Annotated in this window: 18 protein-coding genes; 12 read left to right on the top strand and 6 right to left on the bottom strand. The window is 64.4% G+C overall.

Translation table 11 applies throughout. The features are described from left to right. Positions 1 to 4: 4 nt before the first annotated feature. From KO538_RS11115 to bla, 4 genes are all read left to right on the top strand, one after another. A complete protein-coding gene (locus KO538_RS11115) occupies positions 5 to 1,525 on the top strand; it encodes a hypothetical protein (RefSeq protein WP_219328343.1) in 1,521 nt (506 codons plus the stop codon). Positions 1,526 to 1,586: 61 nt separating this feature from the next. Continuing rightward, positions 1,587 to 1,979 carry a BlaI/MecI/CopY family transcriptional regulator gene (locus KO538_RS11120; RefSeq protein WP_034757543.1) on the top strand — a complete coding sequence of 131 codons (393 nt, stop codon included), beginning with the start codon at positions 1,587 to 1,589 and terminating at the stop codon, positions 1,977 to 1,979. Next, positions 1,976 to 3,733, top strand: a complete 1,758-nt coding sequence (locus KO538_RS11125) for a M56 family metallopeptidase (RefSeq protein ID WP_219328345.1) — start codon at positions 1,976 to 1,978, stop codon at positions 3,731 to 3,733. Before KO538_RS11120 ends, KO538_RS11125 begins: the two co-directional genes overlap by 4 nt. Before the next feature lie 75 nt (positions 3,734 to 3,808). Continuing rightward, a complete protein-coding gene (gene bla, locus KO538_RS11130) occupies positions 3,809 to 4,750 on the top strand; it encodes a subclass B3 metallo-beta-lactamase (protein WP_257620292.1) in 942 nt (313 codons plus the stop codon). A 5-nt stretch (positions 4,751 to 4,755) separates the two neighbouring features. Here bla and KO538_RS11135 read toward each other — a convergent pair whose 3' ends face one another. Next, the gene (locus KO538_RS11135; RefSeq protein ID WP_046683746.1) at positions 4,756 to 5,079 is read right to left on the bottom strand and encodes a tetratricopeptide repeat protein; all 324 of its coding nucleotides are present in this window, start codon (positions 5,077 to 5,079) and stop codon (positions 4,756 to 4,758) included. A 71-nt stretch (positions 5,080 to 5,150) separates the two neighbouring features. After that, complete coding sequence (locus KO538_RS11140) at positions 5,151 to 6,128, bottom strand: zinc-dependent alcohol dehydrogenase family protein (protein WP_219328346.1); 978 nt, start codon at positions 6,126 to 6,128, stop codon at positions 5,151 to 5,153. Between the two features lie 118 nt (positions 6,129 to 6,246). Here KO538_RS11140 and KO538_RS11145 point away from each other — a divergent pair, with 118 nt between their 5' ends. The 3 genes from KO538_RS11145 (at position 6,247) to KO538_RS11155 (ending at position 10,666) form a co-directional block, all read left to right on the top strand. Next, on the top strand, positions 6,247 to 7,167 hold the full coding sequence (locus KO538_RS11145; RefSeq protein WP_219328347.1) for a LysR family transcriptional regulator: 921 nt from the start codon (positions 6,247 to 6,249) through the stop codon (positions 7,165 to 7,167). 54 nt (positions 7,168 to 7,221) lie between these two features. Continuing rightward, complete coding sequence (locus KO538_RS11150; RefSeq protein ID WP_257620293.1) at positions 7,222 to 9,324, top strand: TonB-dependent siderophore receptor; 2,103 nt, start codon at positions 7,222 to 7,224, stop codon at positions 9,322 to 9,324. Positions 9,325 to 9,502: 178 nt separating this feature from the next. Further along, entirely contained in the window at positions 9,503 to 10,666 is a 1,164-nt protein-coding gene (locus KO538_RS11155; protein ID WP_219328348.1) for a DUF1624 domain-containing protein, read from the top strand. 6 nt (positions 10,667 to 10,672) lie between these two features. On the opposite strand, the gene KO538_RS11160 is transcribed toward KO538_RS11155, so the two are convergent. From KO538_RS11160 to KO538_RS11170, 3 genes are all read right to left on the bottom strand, one after another. Continuing rightward, positions 10,673 to 12,544: a carboxypeptidase-like regulatory domain-containing protein gene (locus KO538_RS11160; RefSeq protein WP_219328350.1), complete on the bottom strand. Its 1,872-nt coding sequence runs from the start codon at positions 12,542 to 12,544 to the stop codon at positions 10,673 to 10,675. 105 nt (positions 12,545 to 12,649) lie between these two features. Further along, a complete protein-coding gene (locus KO538_RS11165; protein WP_219328351.1) occupies positions 12,650 to 13,180 on the bottom strand; it encodes an isochorismatase family protein in 531 nt (176 codons plus the stop codon). A 50-nt stretch (positions 13,181 to 13,230) separates the two neighbouring features. Continuing rightward, the gene (locus KO538_RS11170; protein WP_034757572.1) at positions 13,231 to 14,148 is read right to left on the bottom strand and encodes a LysR family transcriptional regulator; all 918 of its coding nucleotides are present in this window, start codon (positions 14,146 to 14,148) and stop codon (positions 13,231 to 13,233) included. 122 nt (positions 14,149 to 14,270) lie between these two features. On the opposite strand from KO538_RS11170, the gene KO538_RS11175 reads away from it, so the two are divergent. The 3 genes from KO538_RS11175 (at position 14,271) to mmsB (ending at position 18,055) form a co-directional block, all read left to right on the top strand. Next, positions 14,271 to 15,485, top strand: a complete 1,215-nt coding sequence (locus KO538_RS11175; protein WP_219328352.1) for an ABC transporter substrate-binding protein — start codon at positions 14,271 to 14,273, stop codon at positions 15,483 to 15,485. A 152-nt stretch (positions 15,486 to 15,637) separates the two neighbouring features. After that, the gene (locus KO538_RS11180) at positions 15,638 to 17,152 is read left to right on the top strand and encodes a CoA-acylating methylmalonate-semialdehyde dehydrogenase (RefSeq protein ID WP_219328353.1); all 1,515 of its coding nucleotides are present in this window, start codon (positions 15,638 to 15,640) and stop codon (positions 17,150 to 17,152) included. Between the two features lie 9 nt (positions 17,153 to 17,161). Beyond that, positions 17,162 to 18,055 (top strand): 3-hydroxyisobutyrate dehydrogenase, encoded by an 894-nt coding sequence (gene mmsB, locus KO538_RS11185; RefSeq protein WP_219328354.1) that lies wholly within the window; start codon positions 17,162 to 17,164, stop codon positions 18,053 to 18,055. On the opposite strand, the gene KO538_RS11190 is transcribed toward mmsB, so the two are convergent. Then, entirely contained in the window at positions 18,052 to 18,444 is a 393-nt protein-coding gene (locus KO538_RS11190) for a DUF1090 family protein (RefSeq protein ID WP_219328355.1), read from the bottom strand. The two genes, mmsB and KO538_RS11190, sit on opposite strands and share 4 nt — an antisense overlap. Before the next feature lie 134 nt (positions 18,445 to 18,578). Here KO538_RS11190 and KO538_RS11195 point away from each other — a divergent pair, with 134 nt between their 5' ends. Further along, a complete protein-coding gene (locus KO538_RS11195) occupies positions 18,579 to 19,205 on the top strand; it encodes a tetratricopeptide repeat protein (protein WP_219328356.1) in 627 nt (208 codons plus the stop codon). Continuing rightward, complete coding sequence (locus KO538_RS11200; protein ID WP_219328357.1) at positions 19,202 to 20,203, top strand: tetratricopeptide repeat protein; 1,002 nt, start codon at positions 19,202 to 19,204, stop codon at positions 20,201 to 20,203. The genes KO538_RS11195 and KO538_RS11200 overlap by 4 nt, the downstream gene beginning before the upstream one ends. Positions 20,204 to 20,229: the final 26 nt, after the last annotated feature.

The raw sequence follows: 20,229 nt of genomic DNA on the forward strand, positions 1-20,229 counted from the left end.
TTGCGTGCTACCGAATGTTGGCGATGTTTACAGTGTGTTTTCGTCCGAGCTGCAGCAGTATGTGGCTTGCCAGGTCACCCGCATCAAGGATGCGTCCTCGTCCAGGCCGGTAGCTGCCGTGCTGGAGCTGGACTGGACCGGCGACGCCTTGCCCGATGCGGCGGCCGTGCAAGCCATGCGGCCGCTGCTGTGCGACTATTTCTTCTGGAATAATCGCCACGACCACTGCTATGCCACGGCAAACGTGCCGCCTGGCCATACCCTCGTTGGCAACATCGCGCCTTTAGTGGATGTGGAAGTCAACAGCTACCGCAGCAGCTGGAACGTGGGCGACAGCGTGCTGCGCCAGCGCAACTGGGAGCGCATCGATCCGCTGCGGCGCCAGCAATTCAAGGCCGCGTCGGACGAGCGTGAAGTAACGCTCGGCGGCCAGGTTTTCCGGCAGGACGCAACGAAAATCGATGACAGTGTCTTGCAGGCGCTGGACGACATATCCGAGCTGGAACAACTGCCTTGCCTGATGGCTATCGAGACCAGCGAAGGCACGCAGACCTTGATGGAGTTTATCCAGGGCAATCCCTTCATCAATGAGCTGCACTGGCAATCATCGACGGTGCAGGCGCTCGATTTCAGTGGCAGTGGCTTGAACCGGCTGATCCTGCAGCCCGATGGCGTCACCAGCCTGGTCTTGAACGAAGGCTTGAGCCTGCTCGCGCTGCGCGGCGCGCCATCGCCGGCGCTGCGCATCGACGATGACGCCGATGGCCGCCATCTGACACTGCAGTGCAAGCAGACGCTGGCGCCGTTCCACGGCCTCGGCCAGTTGGGCGGCCTGTCGCTGGTCAGCATGAAGGAAGTTGACCTGGCGCAAGTGGCGCGGCGCTTTCCCCATCTGACGGCCTTGCGCATCTGGGGCAAGCCGGGGCTGGCGTCGCACATGGCCAGCCTGGCGCAGCTGAGCCAGCTGCGGATGTTCACCGCCTATGACTTGTTTGGTTACACGGCTGAGGAGTTTCCATCGGCCACGCAATTGCCGCAGCTATCGGCCTTGTGGCTGACCAGCTTGCCCGCCGATGTGGCCAAGGCCATCAAGGCCGGCTACAAGAGGGCGGCAGCGCTGGGATTGGACTTGTCGGTGACCAAGGCGCGCAAGCCGGAATGGCTGGCGGACAACCTGCTCAACCCGTTCCGCGACTGGGATGGCCGCGAACATATTTCCCCTGCGTATGCGAAAAAGGCGGCGCTGGCCTACAAGAACATGCTGGCCGTGACGCGCGGCATCGATGCCGCCATGGACGCAACGGCGGCCGCCGACGCGCTGGAGGCGATGGTCGCCGCCTATGTCGATGCATTCAACAAGATCGAGCGGCGGGCCAGCATCATCGAGACGGTCGAGCGCGAGGAAATCTACTCGGTGCTGGCGGAACTGCTGGCGCAGCTGCGGCAGCAATTGTGCGGGCAGGGGGCGGCGCTCGTCGATGAGGCGGCATTGCTGGACTTGTTCGACCGCTTGCGCGAATTTTAGTTTTTCACGAACTAGAAAAAAAGTTCTAGACATCGAGTTCTAGAATCGGTATTCTGGCGGCATGTTAAAAAATACCTCCACTCCCCATCCCACGGCCGCCGAACTGGACCTGCTGCGCATCCTGTGGCAGCGCGGTCCGTCCGACGCCCGCGCCGTGTATGACGCGCTGGCCGCCGAGCGTGCCGACGCCAGTTACGCCACCGTGCTGCGCCAGTTGCAGCTGATGCATGGCAAGGGCTTGCTGAGCCGCGATGAAAGCCAGCGTCCGCAACTGTATGCGGCCGTCGAAGCGCAGGAAAAGTTGCAGACCAGCTTGCTCAAGGACTTGATCGGCAAGGTGTTTTCCGGTTCCGGCAAGGCGCTCGTGCTGACGGCGCTGCGCGAGCATGTGAGTGACGCGGAACGCCTGGAAATTGAAAAAATCCTGCGCAGCAAGGACGGCGGCGCGCCATGAACCTGGACATGGGCATGGGCGTTGAGTTGGGCAAGCTTGTCCCTGCGCTGGGCTGGGTGCTGCTGTATTTTGTCTGGCAGGGCGTGATCGTCGGTGCCGTTTCCACAGTCCTGCTGTGGCTGCTGCGCCACGCCAGCGCGCGCTGGCGCTATGCCGTTTGCGCGCTGGCGCTGTTGTTGTGCTTGTGCATTCCCTCGCTTCACCTGTTGTCTCTGTTGGCCGGCACATCGCCAGCCCAGCTGCCCGTGGACGCGCCGCCGGCCTGGCGCGCCGCGCTGCAAGCGTGGATGCCAGCACTGGTGCTGGCCTGGAGCGCTGGTGTTGGCCTGATGAGCTTGCGCCTGTGCCTGGGCCTGGCCTGGGTCGGCAAGCTGCGCCGCCAGGTCGTGGCCGCCCCGGCCATCTGGCAGGCGCGCCTCGATGCGCTGGCCCTGCGCATGGGCTTGCACCGGCGGCCGCCGCTCAAGCTGCATGCGGGCTTGGCCAGTCCTGTGACGGTAGGCTTTTGGCGCCCCGTCATCCTGTTGCCGGCCGCCTTGCTGAGCGGCATGCCCGTCGCCTTGCTCGAAGCGCTGCTGGCGCATGAGCTGGCCCACGTGCGGCGCTGGGATTATCTGGTCAACCTGCTGCAAAGCGTGGCCGAGGCGCTGCTGTTTTTTCACCCTGTTGTCTGGTGGCTGTCGGCGCGCATGCGAGCCGAGCGCGAACAGGTGGCCGATGCCCTGGCCGCGCAAGCGCTGCAGGATCCGCAGCGGCTGGCCACGGCGCTGCATGCGCTGTCCTTGCACACTGCCGCGCCAAACCATTCTGGCTTGTTGATGTCGGCCCGGGGCGGGGCGTTGCTCACGCGCATAGAACGCTTGATGGCGCCCGGCCTTGATACCGGCAGCTGGAAGATGGCCGTGCCCGCATTGCTGCTGGCCTGCGCCACCTTGCTGCTGCAGACGCAGGGCAAGCCCGAAGTCAGCGGGGCGATCCTGGCCGAAGCCGCCGCCGGCATGCTGGACTTGCCCGTCAGCGCCAAACACATGCTGGTGTTCGATGACGCCAGCGGCAAGGTATTGATGGCGAAAGACGCGGACGCTGTCGTGCCCATCGCCTCGATCACCAAGCTGATGACGGCCATGGTGGTGCTCGACGCGGGGCAGGATAGGGATGAGCAGGTGCGCATCGTGCGCGCCGACGGCGATGCGTCATTGCAGCGCCACAGCCTGCTGGCCGATGGCGTGGCCGTGTCGCGCGGCGCGCTGTTGCAACTGGCGCTGCTGCCATCCGAAAACCGCGCCGCCGCCGCGCTGGCGCGCACCTATCCGGGCGGCAGCGCGGCTTTTAATGACGCCTTGCAAGCGAAGATCCGCAGCCTGGGCTTGCGCCGTACCACCTTGCTGGACCCCGTCGGCAGTTCGCCCGCGAATACGTCCACGGCCAGCGAGGTGGCGAAGATCGTCGCGGCTGCCGCGCGCTATCCGGACATCGCGCGCATCACCAGCCACCCGCAAGCGAGCGTGGCCGTCAATGGCAAGACGCGCACCTTGCACAACACCAACCCGCTGGTCGGTGGCAAGGGCTGGGACATTGTGCTGTCCAAGACGGGCAGCAGCCACGAGGCGGGCAGCTGCCTGAGCATGCGCATGCGCAGCGGCGGCAAGCACGTCACCGTGGTGCTGCTGGACGCCGACGGCGCACAGCGCCGCTCGCTCGACGCGGGACACATCCGCGACACTCTGGCCGACAGGACCGGCCGCATGCATTGACACCCCCCGGGCGCGCCAGTGCGGGCGCCCTTTTTTTACACTCTGGAGATGAAGATGGCACTATTGGCGAAGTTGATGCTGGCTACGGTTGCGACCATGGCGGCTGGTACGGGGCAGGCGAAGACGCCGGCGACTGTGCAGGATAAACCGGTCAATTGCGACAATTGCAAGGAATGGAACGCGCCCGTCAAGCCGTTCAATGTCTTTGGCAATACCTGGTATGTGGGCACGGCCGGCCTGTCCGCCGTGCTGGTGACGAGTCCGCAGGGTCATATCCTGCTCGACGGCGCGCTGCCGCAATCGGCGCCATTGATCATCGCAAACATCAAGGCGCTGGGCTTTCGCATCGAGGACGTGAAATACATCCTCAATTCGCACGCGCATTGGGACCATGCGGGCGGCATCGCCGCGCTGCAGCGGGCCAGCGGCGCCACCGTGATGGCCAGCGCAGCGGCCGCGCCCGTGCTGCAAAGCGGCACCAATGGCAAGGACGATCCGCAGTACCAGGCCGATCCCGTCGTGCATGTGTCCAAGGTAAGCAAGGTCAGCCTGGTGGCCGAGGGCGATACCGTCAAGCTGGGACCGTTGACCCTGACGGCCCACATGACGCCAGGGCACACTCCCGGCGGCACGACGTGGACGTGGACGTCATGCGAAGGCCAGCGCTGCCTGGACGTCGTGTATGCGGATAGCCTGAACCCATATGCGAGCGGCGATTTCCGCTATACGGGCAAAGGCGCGGGCAAAGGCGGCACACCCGATATCTCGGCCTCGTTCGAAGCGAGCATCGCCAAGGTGGCCGCCTTGCCATGCGATATCATCATCCCCGTGCATCCGGGCACGACGGATGTGCTGGGCAAGGCCGCCAGGCGCAGCGGATCGGACAATCCCCTGATCGACGCCAGCGCCTGCCGCGCCTATGCGGCCGAAGCGGGCGGCTTGCTGGCCAAGCGCCTGGCGAAAGAGCGGGGCGAGGCGGCGCCTCTTGACGCCAAGGGCGCCGCGCACGTGCATTAAGTTTTTTACTCTGCCGCCTGGCGCTGTTTGTGCAGGCGTTTCAGGAACACCGTCATTTCCTTGACGGCTTGCAGGTCGCCTTGCTGCTGGGCCACCGTCACGCCGGTGGTCCAGGCGGCCTGCGCTTCGTCCAGCCGGCCCAGCTGGTGCAAGGCCTTGCCCAGCAGTTTCCAGGCGGCGGAATATCCGGGCTGCTGCACGGTGGCTTGCGCCAGGTGCAGGGCTGCTTGCTCGGCGTCATGGTCTTTCAGGCAGGCATCTCCCAGGCCAAAGCGCAGCAGCGCGTTGTCGCGCCCCTGCGCCAGCAGTTTTTCCAGATTTTCACGCATCAAGAGCTCCGTTAATATGCAAGTTTATTCTTGTATATTAACGTTTCCGCTTGCAAGTAACAAGCCCGCGTTCAATCCCGCACCTCTACCACCAGCTTGCCGCGCGCGCTGCCGTCCGTCTGCGCCGCGTGCGCCGTGTGCAAGGTAAAGCGGCGTGGATCGAGCCGCACCTGCAGCTTGCTCGCCTCGATCAGCTTGTTAGCTTCGCGCAGGATGGCGCCATGGCGCGCATGATGCTCACCGCTCAACAGGGGCAGCAGGGTGAACACGCCCGAGTACGTCGCCGCGCGCGCCGTCAGCGGGCTCAGCGCGAACGTGCCCCAGCCGAGGCAGCTGACGACGTGGCCGCCGTAGAGGCGTGCCGCCTGGAAGCTGGCGTCCAGGGTGGCGCCGCCCACCGTGTCGTAGACGATGTCGAAGCCGGCGCCGCCCGTGTATTCGGCCACGTAGTCGTCCACCGTGCTGGTCCGGTAATCGATGAAGCGCGCGCCCAGCGCCTCGATGGCGTCGCGGCTGGCGGCGCTGCCCGTGGCAAACACCGTGGCGCCAAGGGCCACGGCGAGCTGCACGGCCATGTGGCCCACGCCGCCCGCGCCACCATGCACGAGCACACTGTCGCCCACCTTCACGTGGGCACGATCGACCAATCCTTCCCAGGCCGTGATGAAGACGAGGGGCAGGGCGGCTGCTTCGCGCATGCTCAGCCCAAGCGGCACGGGCGCCAGCAGCGCGGCGTCAAAGACGCCGTACTCGGCCAGCGAGCCCTGGATGCCGCCGATGCCGCCCGCCATGCCATACACTGTTGCGCCAACGTGAAAAGTCGTCACGCCATCGCCGACGGCTTCCACCGTGCCGGCCACGTCGATGCCGAGGATGGCAGGCAGGCGGGGCCGGGCGTGCGGGGCGGCGCCGGCGGCGATTTTCGTGTCGAGCGGATTGACGCCGCTGGCAGCGATACGCACGAGGACTTGCCCGGGGCCGGGCTGCGGCACGGGAACGTTTTCGATGGTCATGGGCGCGGCAAAGCTGGTGAGGACGAGGGCTTGCATGGTGTTCTCCTGTGGTTGATGCTTCAGTCTAGGCGGTGACGGCACAAAGAAAAACAGGGCGCGGCCCCATGCACTATTTCGATATCGTGGATAATCATAGGCAAACGGGAGGGAGTGCATGGACAGGCTGGAAGCGATGCAGGTGTTTTGCGCCGTGGTCGAGGCGGGCGGCTTCAGCAAGGCGGCGCAGCGCCTGGGCATCTCGACCTCGTCCGTGACGAACCAGGTGGCGGCGCTGGAAAAACACTTCGGCGTGCGCCTCTTGCAGCGCACCACGCGCAGCATGTCGCTGACGGCCGAAGGCCGGCAATGCCATGCGCAGGCGCGCCAGATGCTGGCCGATATGGCTGCGCTGGAGTCCAGTCTTGAACAAGCGGCCGGGAAACCATCGGGCAGCTTGCGCGTGGATATGCCCAGCAGCATCAGCCGCAATCTCGTGGCGCCCGCTTTGCCCCGCTTTACGGCCGCCTATCCTGACATCACCCTGCGCCTGACGGTCAGCGACCGCCTGGTCGACATGGTGGAAGAGGGCATCGATGTGATGCTGCGCATCGGCGAACCGCAGGATTCGTCACTGGTGGCGCGCAGCCTGCTGAACATGGATTATCTGTGCTGCGCCTCGCCCGCCTTTGTCTCCCGGCATGGCCTGCCGCGCACGCCGCAGGAGCTGGACCAGTTTGCCTGCCTGCATTTCCTGTATCCGAAATCGCGCCAGGTGCGGCCTTGGCTGTTCCAGGCCAAGGCTGGAGAGGAGGGCGACGCGGCATATGCGCATACGCCGCCGGCCGCCCTGGCCTTCGACCATATCGAATCGATGATTGCCGCCGCCCAGGCCGGCTGCGGTATCGTGCAGGCGTTGTCCGTTTCCGTGCTGCAGCCGCTGCGTGAAGGCAGCCTCGTGCCCGTGCTGCAACCGTTCCGCACGCGGGGGCCGGACCTGTGGGCGCTGTTCCATCCGCGTCAGCTGCGCGCGGCCAAGGTGCAGGTGTTCGTGGAGTTTTTGACGCAGATGTTTGATGAAGGCTTTAATGAGAATTGATTATCAATTATAATGCAAGCCTATTGCATTGAATTGCCCATTGTCAGGAATCCCATGTCCGTGTTTTTACGCCGCCCCATGGCGCTCTTGCTGGCCACCGCCAGCCCCCTGGCGCTGGCAGCCGATCCTGCCGCCGACCAGCCCGACGCGCAGGACGTCGTCACCGTCAAGGCCGAGCGCCAGCATTACCGCAGTTTATCCGCCACGGGCGCCACCAAGACGGATGCCTTGCTGATGGACTTGCCGCAAAGCGTGCGCGTGCTGACCGGCGACTTGCTGCGCGACGCGGGCGTGACGACCCTGGCCGGCGCGCTGGACCTGGCCAGCGGCATTGCAAAACAAAGCCCGCTGGGCGGCCTGTGGGACAGCTACGCCATGCGCGGCTTCACGGGCGACCCGAATTTCGGTTCCGACTACATGGTCAACGGTTTCAGTTCCAGCCGCGGCTACAACGGCATGCGCGACGGCGGCAATACGCAGGCAGTGGAAGTGCTGAAAGGCCCCGCGTCGGCCCTGTACGGCCGGGGCGAGCCGGGCGGCACGGTGAACATCACGACGAAAAAGCCGAAGTTCGCGCCGGAATACAGCGCCGATGTATCGCTCAGCAGCTTCCAGACGCGCCGCGCCGCCCTGGATTTGACGGGACCCTTGAGCGGCAACATCGCCTACCGCCTGAACGCGGCGCATGAAGAAGGGCACAGCTTCCGCGATACTTTGAAAGTCGAGCGCAGCCTGTTTTCGCCGTCCTTCCTCTGGCTGGTGGGCGAGCACACGACCGTGTCGTATGAAATCGAAGCCGTGCGGCAGCGCGCGCCGTTCGACCGGGGCGTCGTCGCCGTAAATGGCCAGCTGGGACTTGTCCCCGTGTCGCGCTTCCTGGGCGAACCGGGTGATGGTCCCATGACGGTCAAGTCGCTGGGGCAGCAGCTGTTCATCCACCACGTGCTGTCCGACGACTGGACGGTGCAGGCGGGCGCTTCCTACCGCGACAGCGAATTGACCGGCTATTCGACCGAGGCGAACAGGCTGCTGGCCGATGGCCGCACCCTGCAACGCCAGCGTCGCCACCGCGATTTCTCGGCCACCGACGTGTCGGCACGCGTTGAAGTGCTGGGCAAGTTCAGGACGGGCGCGCTGGCGCACGAGGTACTGGCCGGCGTCGACGCTTATCACTTCGACGACCACCGCGTGCAGCTGCGCCGCAATCCCTCGGCCGCGAATGGCTATGTCATCGATATTTTCAATCCCGTGTACGGCGGCAAGGCCGATCCGCTGGCCCTGTCCATCGACACGCAGGAAGGGCAAAGGGCGCGCGGCCTGTATGCGCAGGACCAGATCGACCTGGGTGCGCAATGGAAGGCGCTGGTCGGCGTGCGCCACGATAGCTACACGCAGGACGTGAGGAACAATCGCCTGCACGTGAGCAACCGCCAGTCGCTGTCGGCCACCAGCCCGCGCGCGGGCCTCGTCTACCAGCCGACGAAGGCGTGGTCGCTGTATGCGAGCGCGGCCAAGGGCTTCCGGCCCAACAGCGGCATCAGCATAGCCAACCAGGCGTTTCCCGCAGAGCGCAGCCGCTCGTATGAGCTGGGCGCCAAGCTGGAAACGGGCAAGCTGACGGGCACCGTGGCCGTGTACGACATCCGCAAGAGCAATGTGCTGACGACCAATCCCGCCAACACGGACTTCGCCATCGCGGCGGGCGAGGTGGGCAGCCGGGGCCTGGAGCTCGACGTGTCGGGCGAAATAGTGCGCGGCTTGCGCGTCTCGGGCGCCTATGCCTACACCAACGCCACCGTCACGCGCGGCGACAATACGATCGTGACGGGCAGCCGCTTCGCCAACGTGCCACGCCACAGCGCCAATCTGCTGGCCACCCAGCAATTCGCACTGGGCACGGGCACGGCCAGCGTGGGCGGCGGTGTGCAATACGTGGGCGAGCGCCTGGGCGACGTGGCCGTCAGCAGCAAATTTACCTTGCCGGCCTATACGACGGCCAAACTGCTGGCATCGTACTCGCCGAACCCCAAACTGCGCCTGGCGCTGAACGTGGAAAACCTGTTCAACCGCAGCTATTATGCGAGTTCCTATAGCCAGCTGTGGGTGGCGCCGGGGGCGGAGCGTATGGTGACGTTGAATGCGCATTACAGGTTTTAACTGTGGCAAGCTGAGCATGCCACAGAATTGTTTGAGCCCAGCAGCGTAGAGCCGGGGTCAGTTCCTTCGGAATCGGAATGCGCCCCACTGGGGCGTATTCCCCCGGCGGGTCTGACCCCGGTTTTTGCCTGTGGGCTGAAATAACACTGTCGACTCACTAAAGTTTTTACATCAACCAATGACCACTCCCCTGACTTCCCCCGCCACCCTGCGCGCCCGCATTGCCGTCATCGACGTCATGCGCGGCCTCGTCATGCTGATCATGCTGTTCGACCATGTGCGCGAAACGTTCTTTCTGCATCACCAGGTCAGCGACCCGATGGATGCTGCCCACGTCGACCCGGCCCTGTTCTTCACGCGCCTGGCCGCCCACGTATGCGCGCCCATGTTCGTCTTTTTGACGGGACTGTCCGCCTGGCTGTATGCGCATCCTGCCGCCGGTCCGCGCAGCGCTACCGGCTTTTTGTTCAAGCGGGGCTTGCTGCTGGTCGTGCTGGAACTGGTGTTCGTCAACTTTGCCTGGATGGGTACTTTCACGCCGGCGATCCTGTATCTGCAGGTGATCTGGGTCATCGGCCTGGCCATGATGGCGCTGGCCGTGCTGCACAAGCTGCCGTTGAAAGTGCTGGTTGTGCTGGGCGTGGCGATGGTCGCCGGCCAGCATTTGTTTACCTGGCTGCACGCGGAAGAGGGCAGCGTTGGCTACTATCTGCTGACGGTGCTGCTGCAACGCGGTTATCTGGTCGCCGATGGCGCCATGAAAATCAAGGTCAGCTATCCGCTGCTGCCGTGGATAGGCGTGATCGTGCTCGGCTATGCGGCTGGCCCCCTGTATGCGCGCGGGCTGTCTGCCGAAGGACGGCGTCGCCTGCTGCTGGCGCTGGGCGGCGGCAGTTTGCTGCTGCTGGCTGTGTTGCGCGGCTTCAATCTCTATGGCGAGACCTTGCCGTGGGTGGCCGGCGACACGGCCTTGCGCACGGCCATGAGCGTGCTGAACTTCACCAAGTATCCGCCGTCGCTGGACTTCCTGCTGTTCACCCTGGGCCTGGGCTTGCTGGGCATGGCTTGGCTGGAAAGCGTCGATAACTGGTTTACGCGGGCTTGCGCCACCTTTGGCGGCGCGCCCATGTTCTACTATCTGCTGCACCTGTACCTGCTGCTGGCCATCGGCATCACCTTGACGGCTGTGCTGGGCGCCAACCATGGCAACCGTTATGGCGTCGAGCACATCTGGCAAGTGTGGCTGATCGCGCTGGCCCTGATGCCCGTGCTGTATTTCCCTTGCCGCGCGTTCGCCAATTACAAGCGCACCTCGAAGCAGGCCTGGGTGCGCTACTTCTAAGCTCGCCTATTTGCAGTAGAGGCGGTCAATGCTGTGCGGCGACGCCAGGTAATGGCGCGTCTGCCAACCGATGGCCACCCGGTAGGCGCACGGCGGATCGAGCGCCACGTTGACGGGGAAGCCGCCATTGTTGCCCGATAAATGAGGCCCGCCCGCGCCGCCACGGAACAGATAGTTGCTGGACGGTGGCGGCGGGGTGAAGCTGGCGGCCGGCAGCGGTGGCGGCGGATGCGTAATGCCGTTGTTGTTGGAAATCGTGACATTGAAAAAGCGCAGATGCGGGTGGTCGATCGTGTACAGGATATGCACGAGGCCGCCCGCGATGGGGTTGCAGGCATTGCTGCGCAACTCTTCCAGGTCCAGCGCCACGATGACGGGCGAGTTGTCGAAGACGATGGAATCGAGTCCGTCCGTGACCACCAGCGCAAGGCTGATGCCGTCGCGCACTTCGAAGCCCAGGCGGTAGCGGCGTATCGGTTCGCTCTCGGCCGCCGTCAGGCTGCGGCCCGCGTCGAGGATGGGCAAGCCGCCCGGCAGCTTGGCCGGGTGCAAGCTCGTGATGGCCGGCGTATTCACGGTCAGCAAGTCGAACGTGCGCAGGAAGATGCTGGGCGCCACGTTGACGATGGCCGTCGTGCCGTCGCGCATGTCCACGGTGACGGGCTTGCCGTCCACCCGTATCCAGCCGCCCGGTTTCAAGTCGCCCGCATCGATGATGACGGGCGCTGAATCGCCGAGACCCAGTCCGTTCGTATAAAACACATAGCCGACGTGCGTGCCGAGGATTTGCGTCAACGGCGCCAGGCTGGCGGGCGCCACCGGGGGGATGGCCGTCGGGTCGTCGCTGCCGCCGGGCCATGTCCATTCGCCGATGAGGAAACGGTATTCGAGCGGGTTGGCGGGAATGGCGCTGTTGCGCAGCGGGCAATTGCCCTTCAGGGTGACGCCGCCGGCGAATACATACGAGGCGCCGGGGCCGCCCGCATAGCCTTGCGCGGAAAAGCCGGCCAGCGAGGGAAACGGGTGGATGTCGAAGATTTCCACCTGCTGCCAGTGGGGCACGCCTTCCACGTCGGGCGGCAAGACTTCTTTCGAGCACAATTCCACGCAGAAACAGTGGCCCACGTTTTCGCGGCCCGGCTGGCGCCCGTTGGCCTGCGTTTCCGACAGAATGGTCACGCTGCCCAGTTGCGCCGTGAAATACACGTCGGGGCCGCTGGCGAACTCCACGTTGATGAACGGAGAAAACGGTGTGAGCGTGAAGTCCGACGTCAGGTAATCGATGCGGAAGCGCCCGCTGGCGTCCGTCACCGCAACACCGAACGCATCGTCCTGCAGCCAGTCGGCGTCGAAGGCCCGCACGGTGGCGCCGGCGATGGGCGCGTGGGGAGCGTCGCAGGTGCGCAGGCGGCCGCAGATGGTCCAGGCGCCGAAGCGGGCGCGCACCAGGCACCAGAAGCGTTGCGGCAGGCAATAGTCCCAGATGGCGAGATAGTCGTTTTCGGCCTGGCGCCAGCGGGGCTGAATGGTGGTAATGGAAAACTGCAGCGGCACGGGGTCTTTCGGCCCCGGTTTCAACCGTGGCACGGTAGGGCACAGGATATCGACTTCCACAGCCTCACCCTGGTAATCGTTTGCCAAGGTGAAACTGTAGTTGCCGTCCTCGTCCGTGCGCGCTTCGGCCAGCAGGAACGGTGCTTTCGCCTGCACCTCTTCTTCCGTGAGGATGGCGAAGGTTTCCTTTGCGCTGGCCATGGCCAGCGCCGTGACGTTTTGCGACTCGCGCGGCCGGTACAGGCGCACGATGACGTGGGACAAGGCTTCAGGACACTCGGCACAGATCAAGCCGCATAGCTTGCCTCGCAGGATATAGGCCATGATGGCTCCCTTGCTGATGTGGACGGCGCGCCGCTCGGAATGGCGGCGCTGTTACCAAGCTAGCAAATGGGCAGCGGTCGGGCTTGATCCTGCGTAAAAGTATGGCTATTTGATCAGCGCCAATACCTCGCGGAAACGCGGGTGCTTGCAGTCGCGCAGCCATTCGAAGGCCAGCATCTCCACCGTCACCAGATGGGCGCCCAGCTTGCCCAGGCGGGCCAGCGCCGCGTCGCGGCTGGCTCCCTGGCGCGAACCGACGGCGTCGATGGCGATGATCACTTCGTAGCCCAGTTCCAGCAGGCCGATGGCCGTCTGCAGCATGCACACATGGGCTTCGCACCCCGTGACGATGATCTGTTTGCGCCCGGCGGGCAGCATCTGCTGCAAGCCATCAAAACAGGCGCCGAAATGCGTCTTGTGCAAGGTCCGTTCGCACAGGGCGGCGATCTCTTCCACGTTCGGCCCCAATCCCTGGCGGTTCTGTTCCGTGCCCAGCACGGGCACGTCGAGCAGGCGGGCGATCTTTGCCAGGCGCAGGTTTTGCGCCAGCACGAGGCCCGCATCGTGGATGGCCGGCATCAGGCGGCCTTGCAGGTCGACAATGACCAGTACGGCCTGGTTCGCATCCATCAGCATGGCGTTCTCCTTATTAGTATGTGGCGACAGTGTAGCGCGCGGCAGCGTGCTCAAGCTGGCCAGCTGGGCGTGGCCGTTTCGCCCATCAGGTAGGCGTGGTTCAAATCGATGGCGCTGCGCAGGTAGTTCCACAGGGCGCTGACCCTGGCGATATTGCGCCGCTCGCTCGGCGAGATCATCCAGAAGGCGCGCAGCAGGTCGATCTCGCCGTCGAGCACGGGCACCAGTTCGTTCGACTGCTGGGCCACGAAGCAGGGCAAGATCGCCAGCGCCTGGCCCGCGCGCGCCGCGTGGTACTGGGCGATGACGCTGGTGCTGCGAAACGCGCGCAGGGAGTCGGGCGCCACGTTGTCCATGTAGCGCAGTTCCGAACTGAAGACCAGGTCGTCCACGTAGCCGATGATCGGGTGCTGCGCCAGTTGCGCCACGCTGGTGATCGGTGCGTGACGTGCCAGGTAGGCTGGCGTGGCGTACAGTTTCAGCCGGTAGTCGGACAATTTGGTCACCACATACGGGCCGGACAGGGGGCGCTCGATGGAAATGGCCACGTCCGCCTCGCGCTTGGACAGGCTGACAAAACGGGGCACGGCGATCAGGTCCACGCTGATGTGCGGGTATCTGCCGCAAAACTGTGCCAGGTGGGGCGCCAGCACGATGGCGCCGAAGCCCTCGGTGGCACCCAGGCGCACCTGGCCCGACAGCAGCCGGTTATGTTCGCCCAATTCCTCGGTGGCGGCAAACACCGTGCTTTCCATCGTTTCCGCGTATTCCATCAGGCGGTGGCCCTCGGGCGTCAGCTGGTAGCCCACGTAGTTGCGGTCGAACAGCTGCGTGCCCACCTGCTCCTCGAACTTGCGCATGCGGCGCGACACGGTGGAGTGATCGATGCCCAGCTTTTTCGCCGCATCGACAAGGCCGGCGCTGCGCGTCAGTTCCAGGAAGACCCGTACATTGTCCCAATCGAGCATGGCAAACCCTCTCTGTGCATTTTTGCAAAGGAATTATGCATTAATTTCACTTGAGCGCATATTTTTACACATGCAGAATGCATCTACACATATAAGAAAAACCCATCCACCTGGAGACACGCATGAAAAAAACCGTTCTGGCCATGGGCGCGCTGGCGCTTACCCTGTCCTTTGGCGCGCAGGCGCAGATTTCCGATGGCGTCGTCAAGGTCGGCATCCTGACCGACATGTCCGGCCCGTATTCGGCCATGGGCGGGCGCGGCTCCGTCGTCGCCAGCCAGATGGCCGTCGAGGATTGTTTGAAGGCCGAATGCAAGGGCATGAAGATCGAGATCCTGTCGGCCGACCACTTGAACAAGGCCGACATCGCCGCCTCGAAGGCGCGCGAATGGATAGACCGCGACAAGGTCGACGCCATCGCCGACCTGACCAATTCCTCGGTGGCCCTGTCCGTGCAAAAGCTGATGAAAGAAAAGGGCGGCATCGCCATGTTCAGCGGCCCCGCCACGGGACGCCTGACCAATGAAGACTGCTCGCCGAACGGCTTCCACTGGATGTTCGACACGTATTCGCAGGCGGCCGGCACGGCGGCGGCGCTGACCAAGCTGGGGCAAAAATCGTGGTACTTCGTCACCGTCGACTACGCGTTCGGCCACTCGCTGGAAAAGGATGCCAGCGACGTCGTCAAGCGCAATGGCGGCACCGTCGTGGGCGCCGTGCGCCATCCGCTGAACGCTTCCGATTTCTCGTCCTTCCTGGTGCAGGCGCAAGGCTCGAAAGCGCAGGTGATCGGTCTGGCCAACGGCGGCGCGGACACGGTGTCGGCCATCAAGCAGGCGCGCGAATTCCGTATCGGCAGCGGCAAGGACCAGCGCCTGGCCGCCCTGCTCGTGTTCCTGTCCGACGTGCACGCGCTGGGGCTCGATACGGCCCAGGGCCTCGTCTACGCGGACGGTTTTTACTGGGATTACGACGACCGCAGCCGCGCGTTTGCCAAGCGCTTCGAAGCGCTCAACAAGGGCGCCAAGCCGACGATGGTGCAGGCGGGCGTGTATTCGAGCGTTTACCACTACCTGAAATCGGTGGCGGCGGCCAAGAGCGACGACTCGAAGATCGTAGCCCAGAAGATGCGCGAGCTGCCGATCAAGGATGCCGTCATGAACAACGCCTCGATCCGCCCCGACGGCCGCGTCATCCACGACATGTACCTGGTGCAGGTCAAAACCCCGGCCGAATCGAAAGGCGCGTGGGACTACCTGAAAGTGCTGTCGACCATCCCCGCCGACCAGGCGTTCAAGCCAATGGATGCTGCGGCGTGCAATTTGGTTAAAAAGTAATTTTAGTCTATCGACGGAGCAGCATAAGGCCGGGGTCAGTTCCTTCGGAATCGGAATTTCCCCCACTGGGGGAAATTCCCCCGCCGGGTCTGACCCCAGTACTCCGCTGCTCCGTCGAGTCCTATGAACATCGCACACCCGGAGCCTCAACCATGAACCAAGCCCTCACCCAAATCCCCGCCATCTCCCTGCACATCGCCGGCAAGCACCACGCTTCGACCAGCACCGAATGGCGTGACGTCATCAATCCGGCGACGCAGGAAATCGTCGCCAAGGTGCCGTTTTCCACGCCCGACGAAGTCAACCTGGCCGTCGCCACTGCCAAGGAAGCGTTCAAGACCTGGCGCAATACGCCGCTGGCGGCGCGCATGCGCATCATGCTCAAGTACCAGCACCTGATCCGCGAAAACATCGGTACTTTGGCCGAACTGATCACGCGCGAACACGGCAAGACCTTGCCCGACGCGGAAGGGGAAGTGATGCGGGGCCTGGAAGTGGTGGAGCACGCGTGCTCGATCGCCACCCTGCAGTTGGGCGAGATCGCGGAAAACGCGGCCACCGGCGTCGACGTGTATAACATCTACCAGCCGCTGGGCGTGGGCGCCGGCATCACGGCCTTCAACTTCCCCGTCATGCTGCCATGCTTCATGTTCCCGATCGCCATCGCCTGCGGCAATACCTTTGTATTGAAACCATCGGAGCAGGACCCGTCATCGTCGATGTACCTGGTCGAACTGATGTACCAGGCGGGCTTGCCGGCCGGCGTGCTGAATGTCGTGCATGGCGGCGCGGACGTCGTCAACATGCTGTGCGACCATCCCGACATCAAGGCCGTGTCCTTCATCGGTTCCACCCATGTGGGCACGCATGTGTACCGCCGCGCCAGCGAATCGGGCAAGCGCGCGCAGTCGATGATGGGCGCGAAAAACCATTGCGTGGTGCTGGCCGACGCCAACAAGGAACAGGCGATCAATAACCTGATCGGCGCCGCATTCGGCGCGGCCGGCCAGCGCTGCATGGCCAATTCCGTCGTGGTGCTGGTGGGCGAGGCCCGCTCCTGGCTGCCGGAAATCGTCACCCGCTCGCAAGCGCTGAAAGTGGGACCGGGCAGCGACCGCACGGCGGACCTGGGACCGATGGTGTCGAAAGCGGCCATGCAGCGGGCGGAAAAACTGATACAGGCGGGCGTGGACGAAGGCGCGCAACTGCTGCTCGATGGCCGCGGTCACAAGGTGGCCGGCTACGAAGGCGGCAACTTCATGGGGCCGACGATTTTCTCGAAGGTGGCCGCATCGAACTCCGTCTACACGCAGGAGATTTTCGGCCCCGCCATGTGCGTCGTCGAAACGGACACGCTGGACCAGGCCATCGCCTTCATCAACGCCAACCCGAATGGCAACGGCACCTCGATCTTCACCTCGTCCGGCTGGGCGGGGCGCAAGTTCCAGAACGAGATCGACGTGGGACAGGTGGGCATCAACGTGGCCATTCCCGTGCCCGTCGCCTACTTCAGTTTCACGGGCTCGCGCGCATCGAAACTGGGCGACCTGGGCCCGAACGGCAAGCAAGCCTTGTACTTCTGGACGCAGACCAAGACCGTCACGGCACGCTGGTTCGCCCCGGACGACGGCGGCAGCGGCGTCAATACCACCATCTCGATGAAATAAGGGGCCGCCATGGGCACCAATATCGTTTTCATCGGCCTGGGGAACATGGGACTGCCCATGGCGCAAAACCTCGTGCGGGCCGGCCATGCGGTGACGGGTTTTGACTTGGTGCCGGCCAGCGTGCGGCAGTTTGCCGATGGCGGCGGCCTGGTCTCCGATGACCAGGCGGCGGCGATCCAGGCCGCCGATATCGTCATCACCATGCTGCCGGCCAGCCGCCACGTGCTGGGCGCCTATCTTGGCGACGCGGGCATCCTGGCGCAGGCGCGGCCCGGCACCCTGCTGATCGACTGTTCGACGATTTCCACCGAGGCGGCACGCCAGGTGGGCCGCGCGGCGCAGGAGAAGGGCTTGCCCATGCTGGACGCGCCTGTTTCCGGCGGCACGGCGGGCGCCACCAACGGCACCTTGACCTTCATGGTGGGCGGCGAAGAGTCCGCGCTGGCGGCGGCGCGGCCCTATCTGGACGTCATGGGCAAGGCCATCTTCCATGCGGGCGGCTCGGGCTGCGGCCAGACGGTCAAGATCTGCAACAACATGCTGCTGGGGATACTCATGATCGGCACCAGCGAAGCGATCCGCCTGGGCGTGGCCAATGGGCTCGATCCCAAAGTGGTGTCGGACGTGATGGCGAAAAGCTCGGGTCGCAACTGGACCCTGGACGTGTACAACCCGTGTCCCGGCGTGGCCGAAAACGTGCCCGCATCGCGAGGCTACACGGGCGGCTTTGGTGTCGACCTGATGCTGAAAGACCTGGGCCTGGCCGTGGAAAGCGCGCTGGCCAGCGGAGCGAGCGTACCGCTGGGCGCCTTGTCGCGCAATTTGTACAGTTTGCACAGCAAGGCGGGATCTGGCGCGCTGGACTTTTCCAGCATTTATCAGCTATTGGGCGATAAAGCTTAAGGTTGCTGTGCCTGTAGGGCGGCCAGTTCCGCCTTGGCTTTTTCCAGCTTGCCTTCCAGCTTGGCGATCTTCTTCGGCTGTTTATTCGCTTCCTGGGCCAGGCGTAGCGAACGCTCCGTCTGGTTCACCTTGGCCTGCGCCTTGACGATTTTCTTGTTGTGGCGTTCGACCAGGCTGCTGTCGCGGCAGTGGGCATTGACTTCGTCGAGCGCGCGCGTGAGGCCCGCGACCTTGTCGGACAAGCCCTGTTCCTGCGCCTGGCGCAATTCGCTGCGGATGCTTTCGCGCTTGGCGGCGCAGCCGGCTAGCTGGGTGTCGGCGGCGCTGGCGGCTCCGCTTGCGGCGATGGCAAGGAGCAAGGCCAGGGCGGTTTTCGATAGATGGTTCATAGTGTTCCTGTATCAGTGGCGGGCCCGTGCAATGTAAGCCCGCCGGGGTGCCCTGTCAAACTTCCCGTACCGTGCGCGCCTTCCTGGCGAGCCATCGGCTACCATGCGTGTTTTCTTCTTTCCGACACCGCCGCATGCCCAAGAAATTACTCTGTCTGATTCCTTTTCTGCTGCCGCTGCCCATCCTGGCGCAAACCTCGCCCACCTTGCTCGACCTGCAGCTGCTCGCCATCAAGGCCAGGGCGGATGTGGCCAGCCATAGCCCGCAAAGTATCGCCGAATTTGCCGAGACCCGGCGGCTGGCGGAAACGGGCGACGTGGAGGCACAGCTGGACCTGGCGCGCATGCTGCAGCTGGGCGTGGGCGCGCCGCAAGACACGGCGCAGTCGATGGCCTGGGTACGCAAGTCGGCCGAGGGCGGCTATGCGCCGGCGCAATCGGCTTTGGGCCTCGCCTATACCGTGGGTGGCAAGGTGCCCATCGACCGCGTGCAGGGTGAATACTGGCTGCGCCAGGGAGTGGCGCAGGGCGACGCACTGGCGCAAACCATCCTGGCGCTGGAATTCATCAATGGCCGCAGCAGTGCCGAAGAACAGGCGCTGGCCATCACCTGGCTGAAGGCGGCGGCGAACGAGCAGCACTTTGTGCCCGCCATGCGGCGCATGGTCGATGTGTACGTCAACGGTGAACTGGGACAACAGGCGAATGCCGAAGACGCCGCCGAATGGCGCGGCAAATTGGCTGAAAAGGAAAACAAATGAAGACCATGCTGTTCATCTTGTGCCTGGCCTTGGCGCAGAGCGTGCTGGCGCAGCCAGCGTCCCTGCAAAAGCCGCGCCAGCATCCGGCGCTCGTGGAATTCGATATGTCCGGCCAGGACGCCATGCGCGCAAAGGTGCGGGCCGTGATCGACCGCCCGGCCGACCTGTCGCCGGACAAGGTCGCCGCCTTCGAGAAAGCGCGTATCGCTGCGGAAGGGGGCGATGCCGCTGCCCAGCTGGAACTGGCGCAGATGCTGCACGAGGGCGAGGGCACGCCGCGCAACCTTGACGCCGGCCTGGCGTGGATGAAGAAATCGGCCGAAGGCGGCTATGGTCCGGCGCAGGCCTTCCTGGGCGTGGCCTATACCTTGGGCCAGGGCATGGCCATCGACCGCAAGCTGGGCGAATACTGGTCGCGCAAAGGCGCCGCGCAAGGCGTCGAGCTGGCCAACTTCATGGTGGCGCAGCACTTTGAAAATATCCACAGCAGCCCGGAAGAGCAGGCGCACGCGCTGCACTGGCTGAAGTTTTACGCCGAGAATGGCTTCATCCCCGCCTACAATGAAATCGGCTACCGGTTGATGATGACGGCGAAGGACGACGCGCAGCGCAAGGAGGCGTTCGGCTGGTACATGAAGTCGGCCAAGGCGCTCGATCCGTCGGGCTTGAACAACGTGGCCTACTCGTATGAAGTGGGACAGGGCGTGCCGCAGAGCGACGAGGCGGCCCTGGGCTGGTACGAGATGGCAGCCATCGCCAAAAGCCCGCCGGGTCAGATGGGTTTTGCGCGGCTGCTGGAGCAGGGGCGTGGCGGCCCGACCCGGCAAGGGCCGGCTCCTGAACCGTTCGAGTTGTATCTGCTGGCCGCGAAGCAGGGCGACCTGGACGCCATCGAACGGCTGGTCAAGGTGTACGATAAGGGCGAGCTGGGACAGGCGGCCGACCCCGCGCAGGCCGCACTGTGGCGTGAAAAGCTCAAGCTGGCGAAGACTCCCTGAGGGTGCATGACGGCGCGGAAACGGCA

Source organism: Janthinobacterium sp. NKUCC08_JDC, assembly GCF_019345575.1.
GTDB classification, from domain to species: domain Bacteria; phylum Pseudomonadota; class Gammaproteobacteria; order Burkholderiales; family Burkholderiaceae_D; genus Janthinobacterium; species Janthinobacterium aestuarii.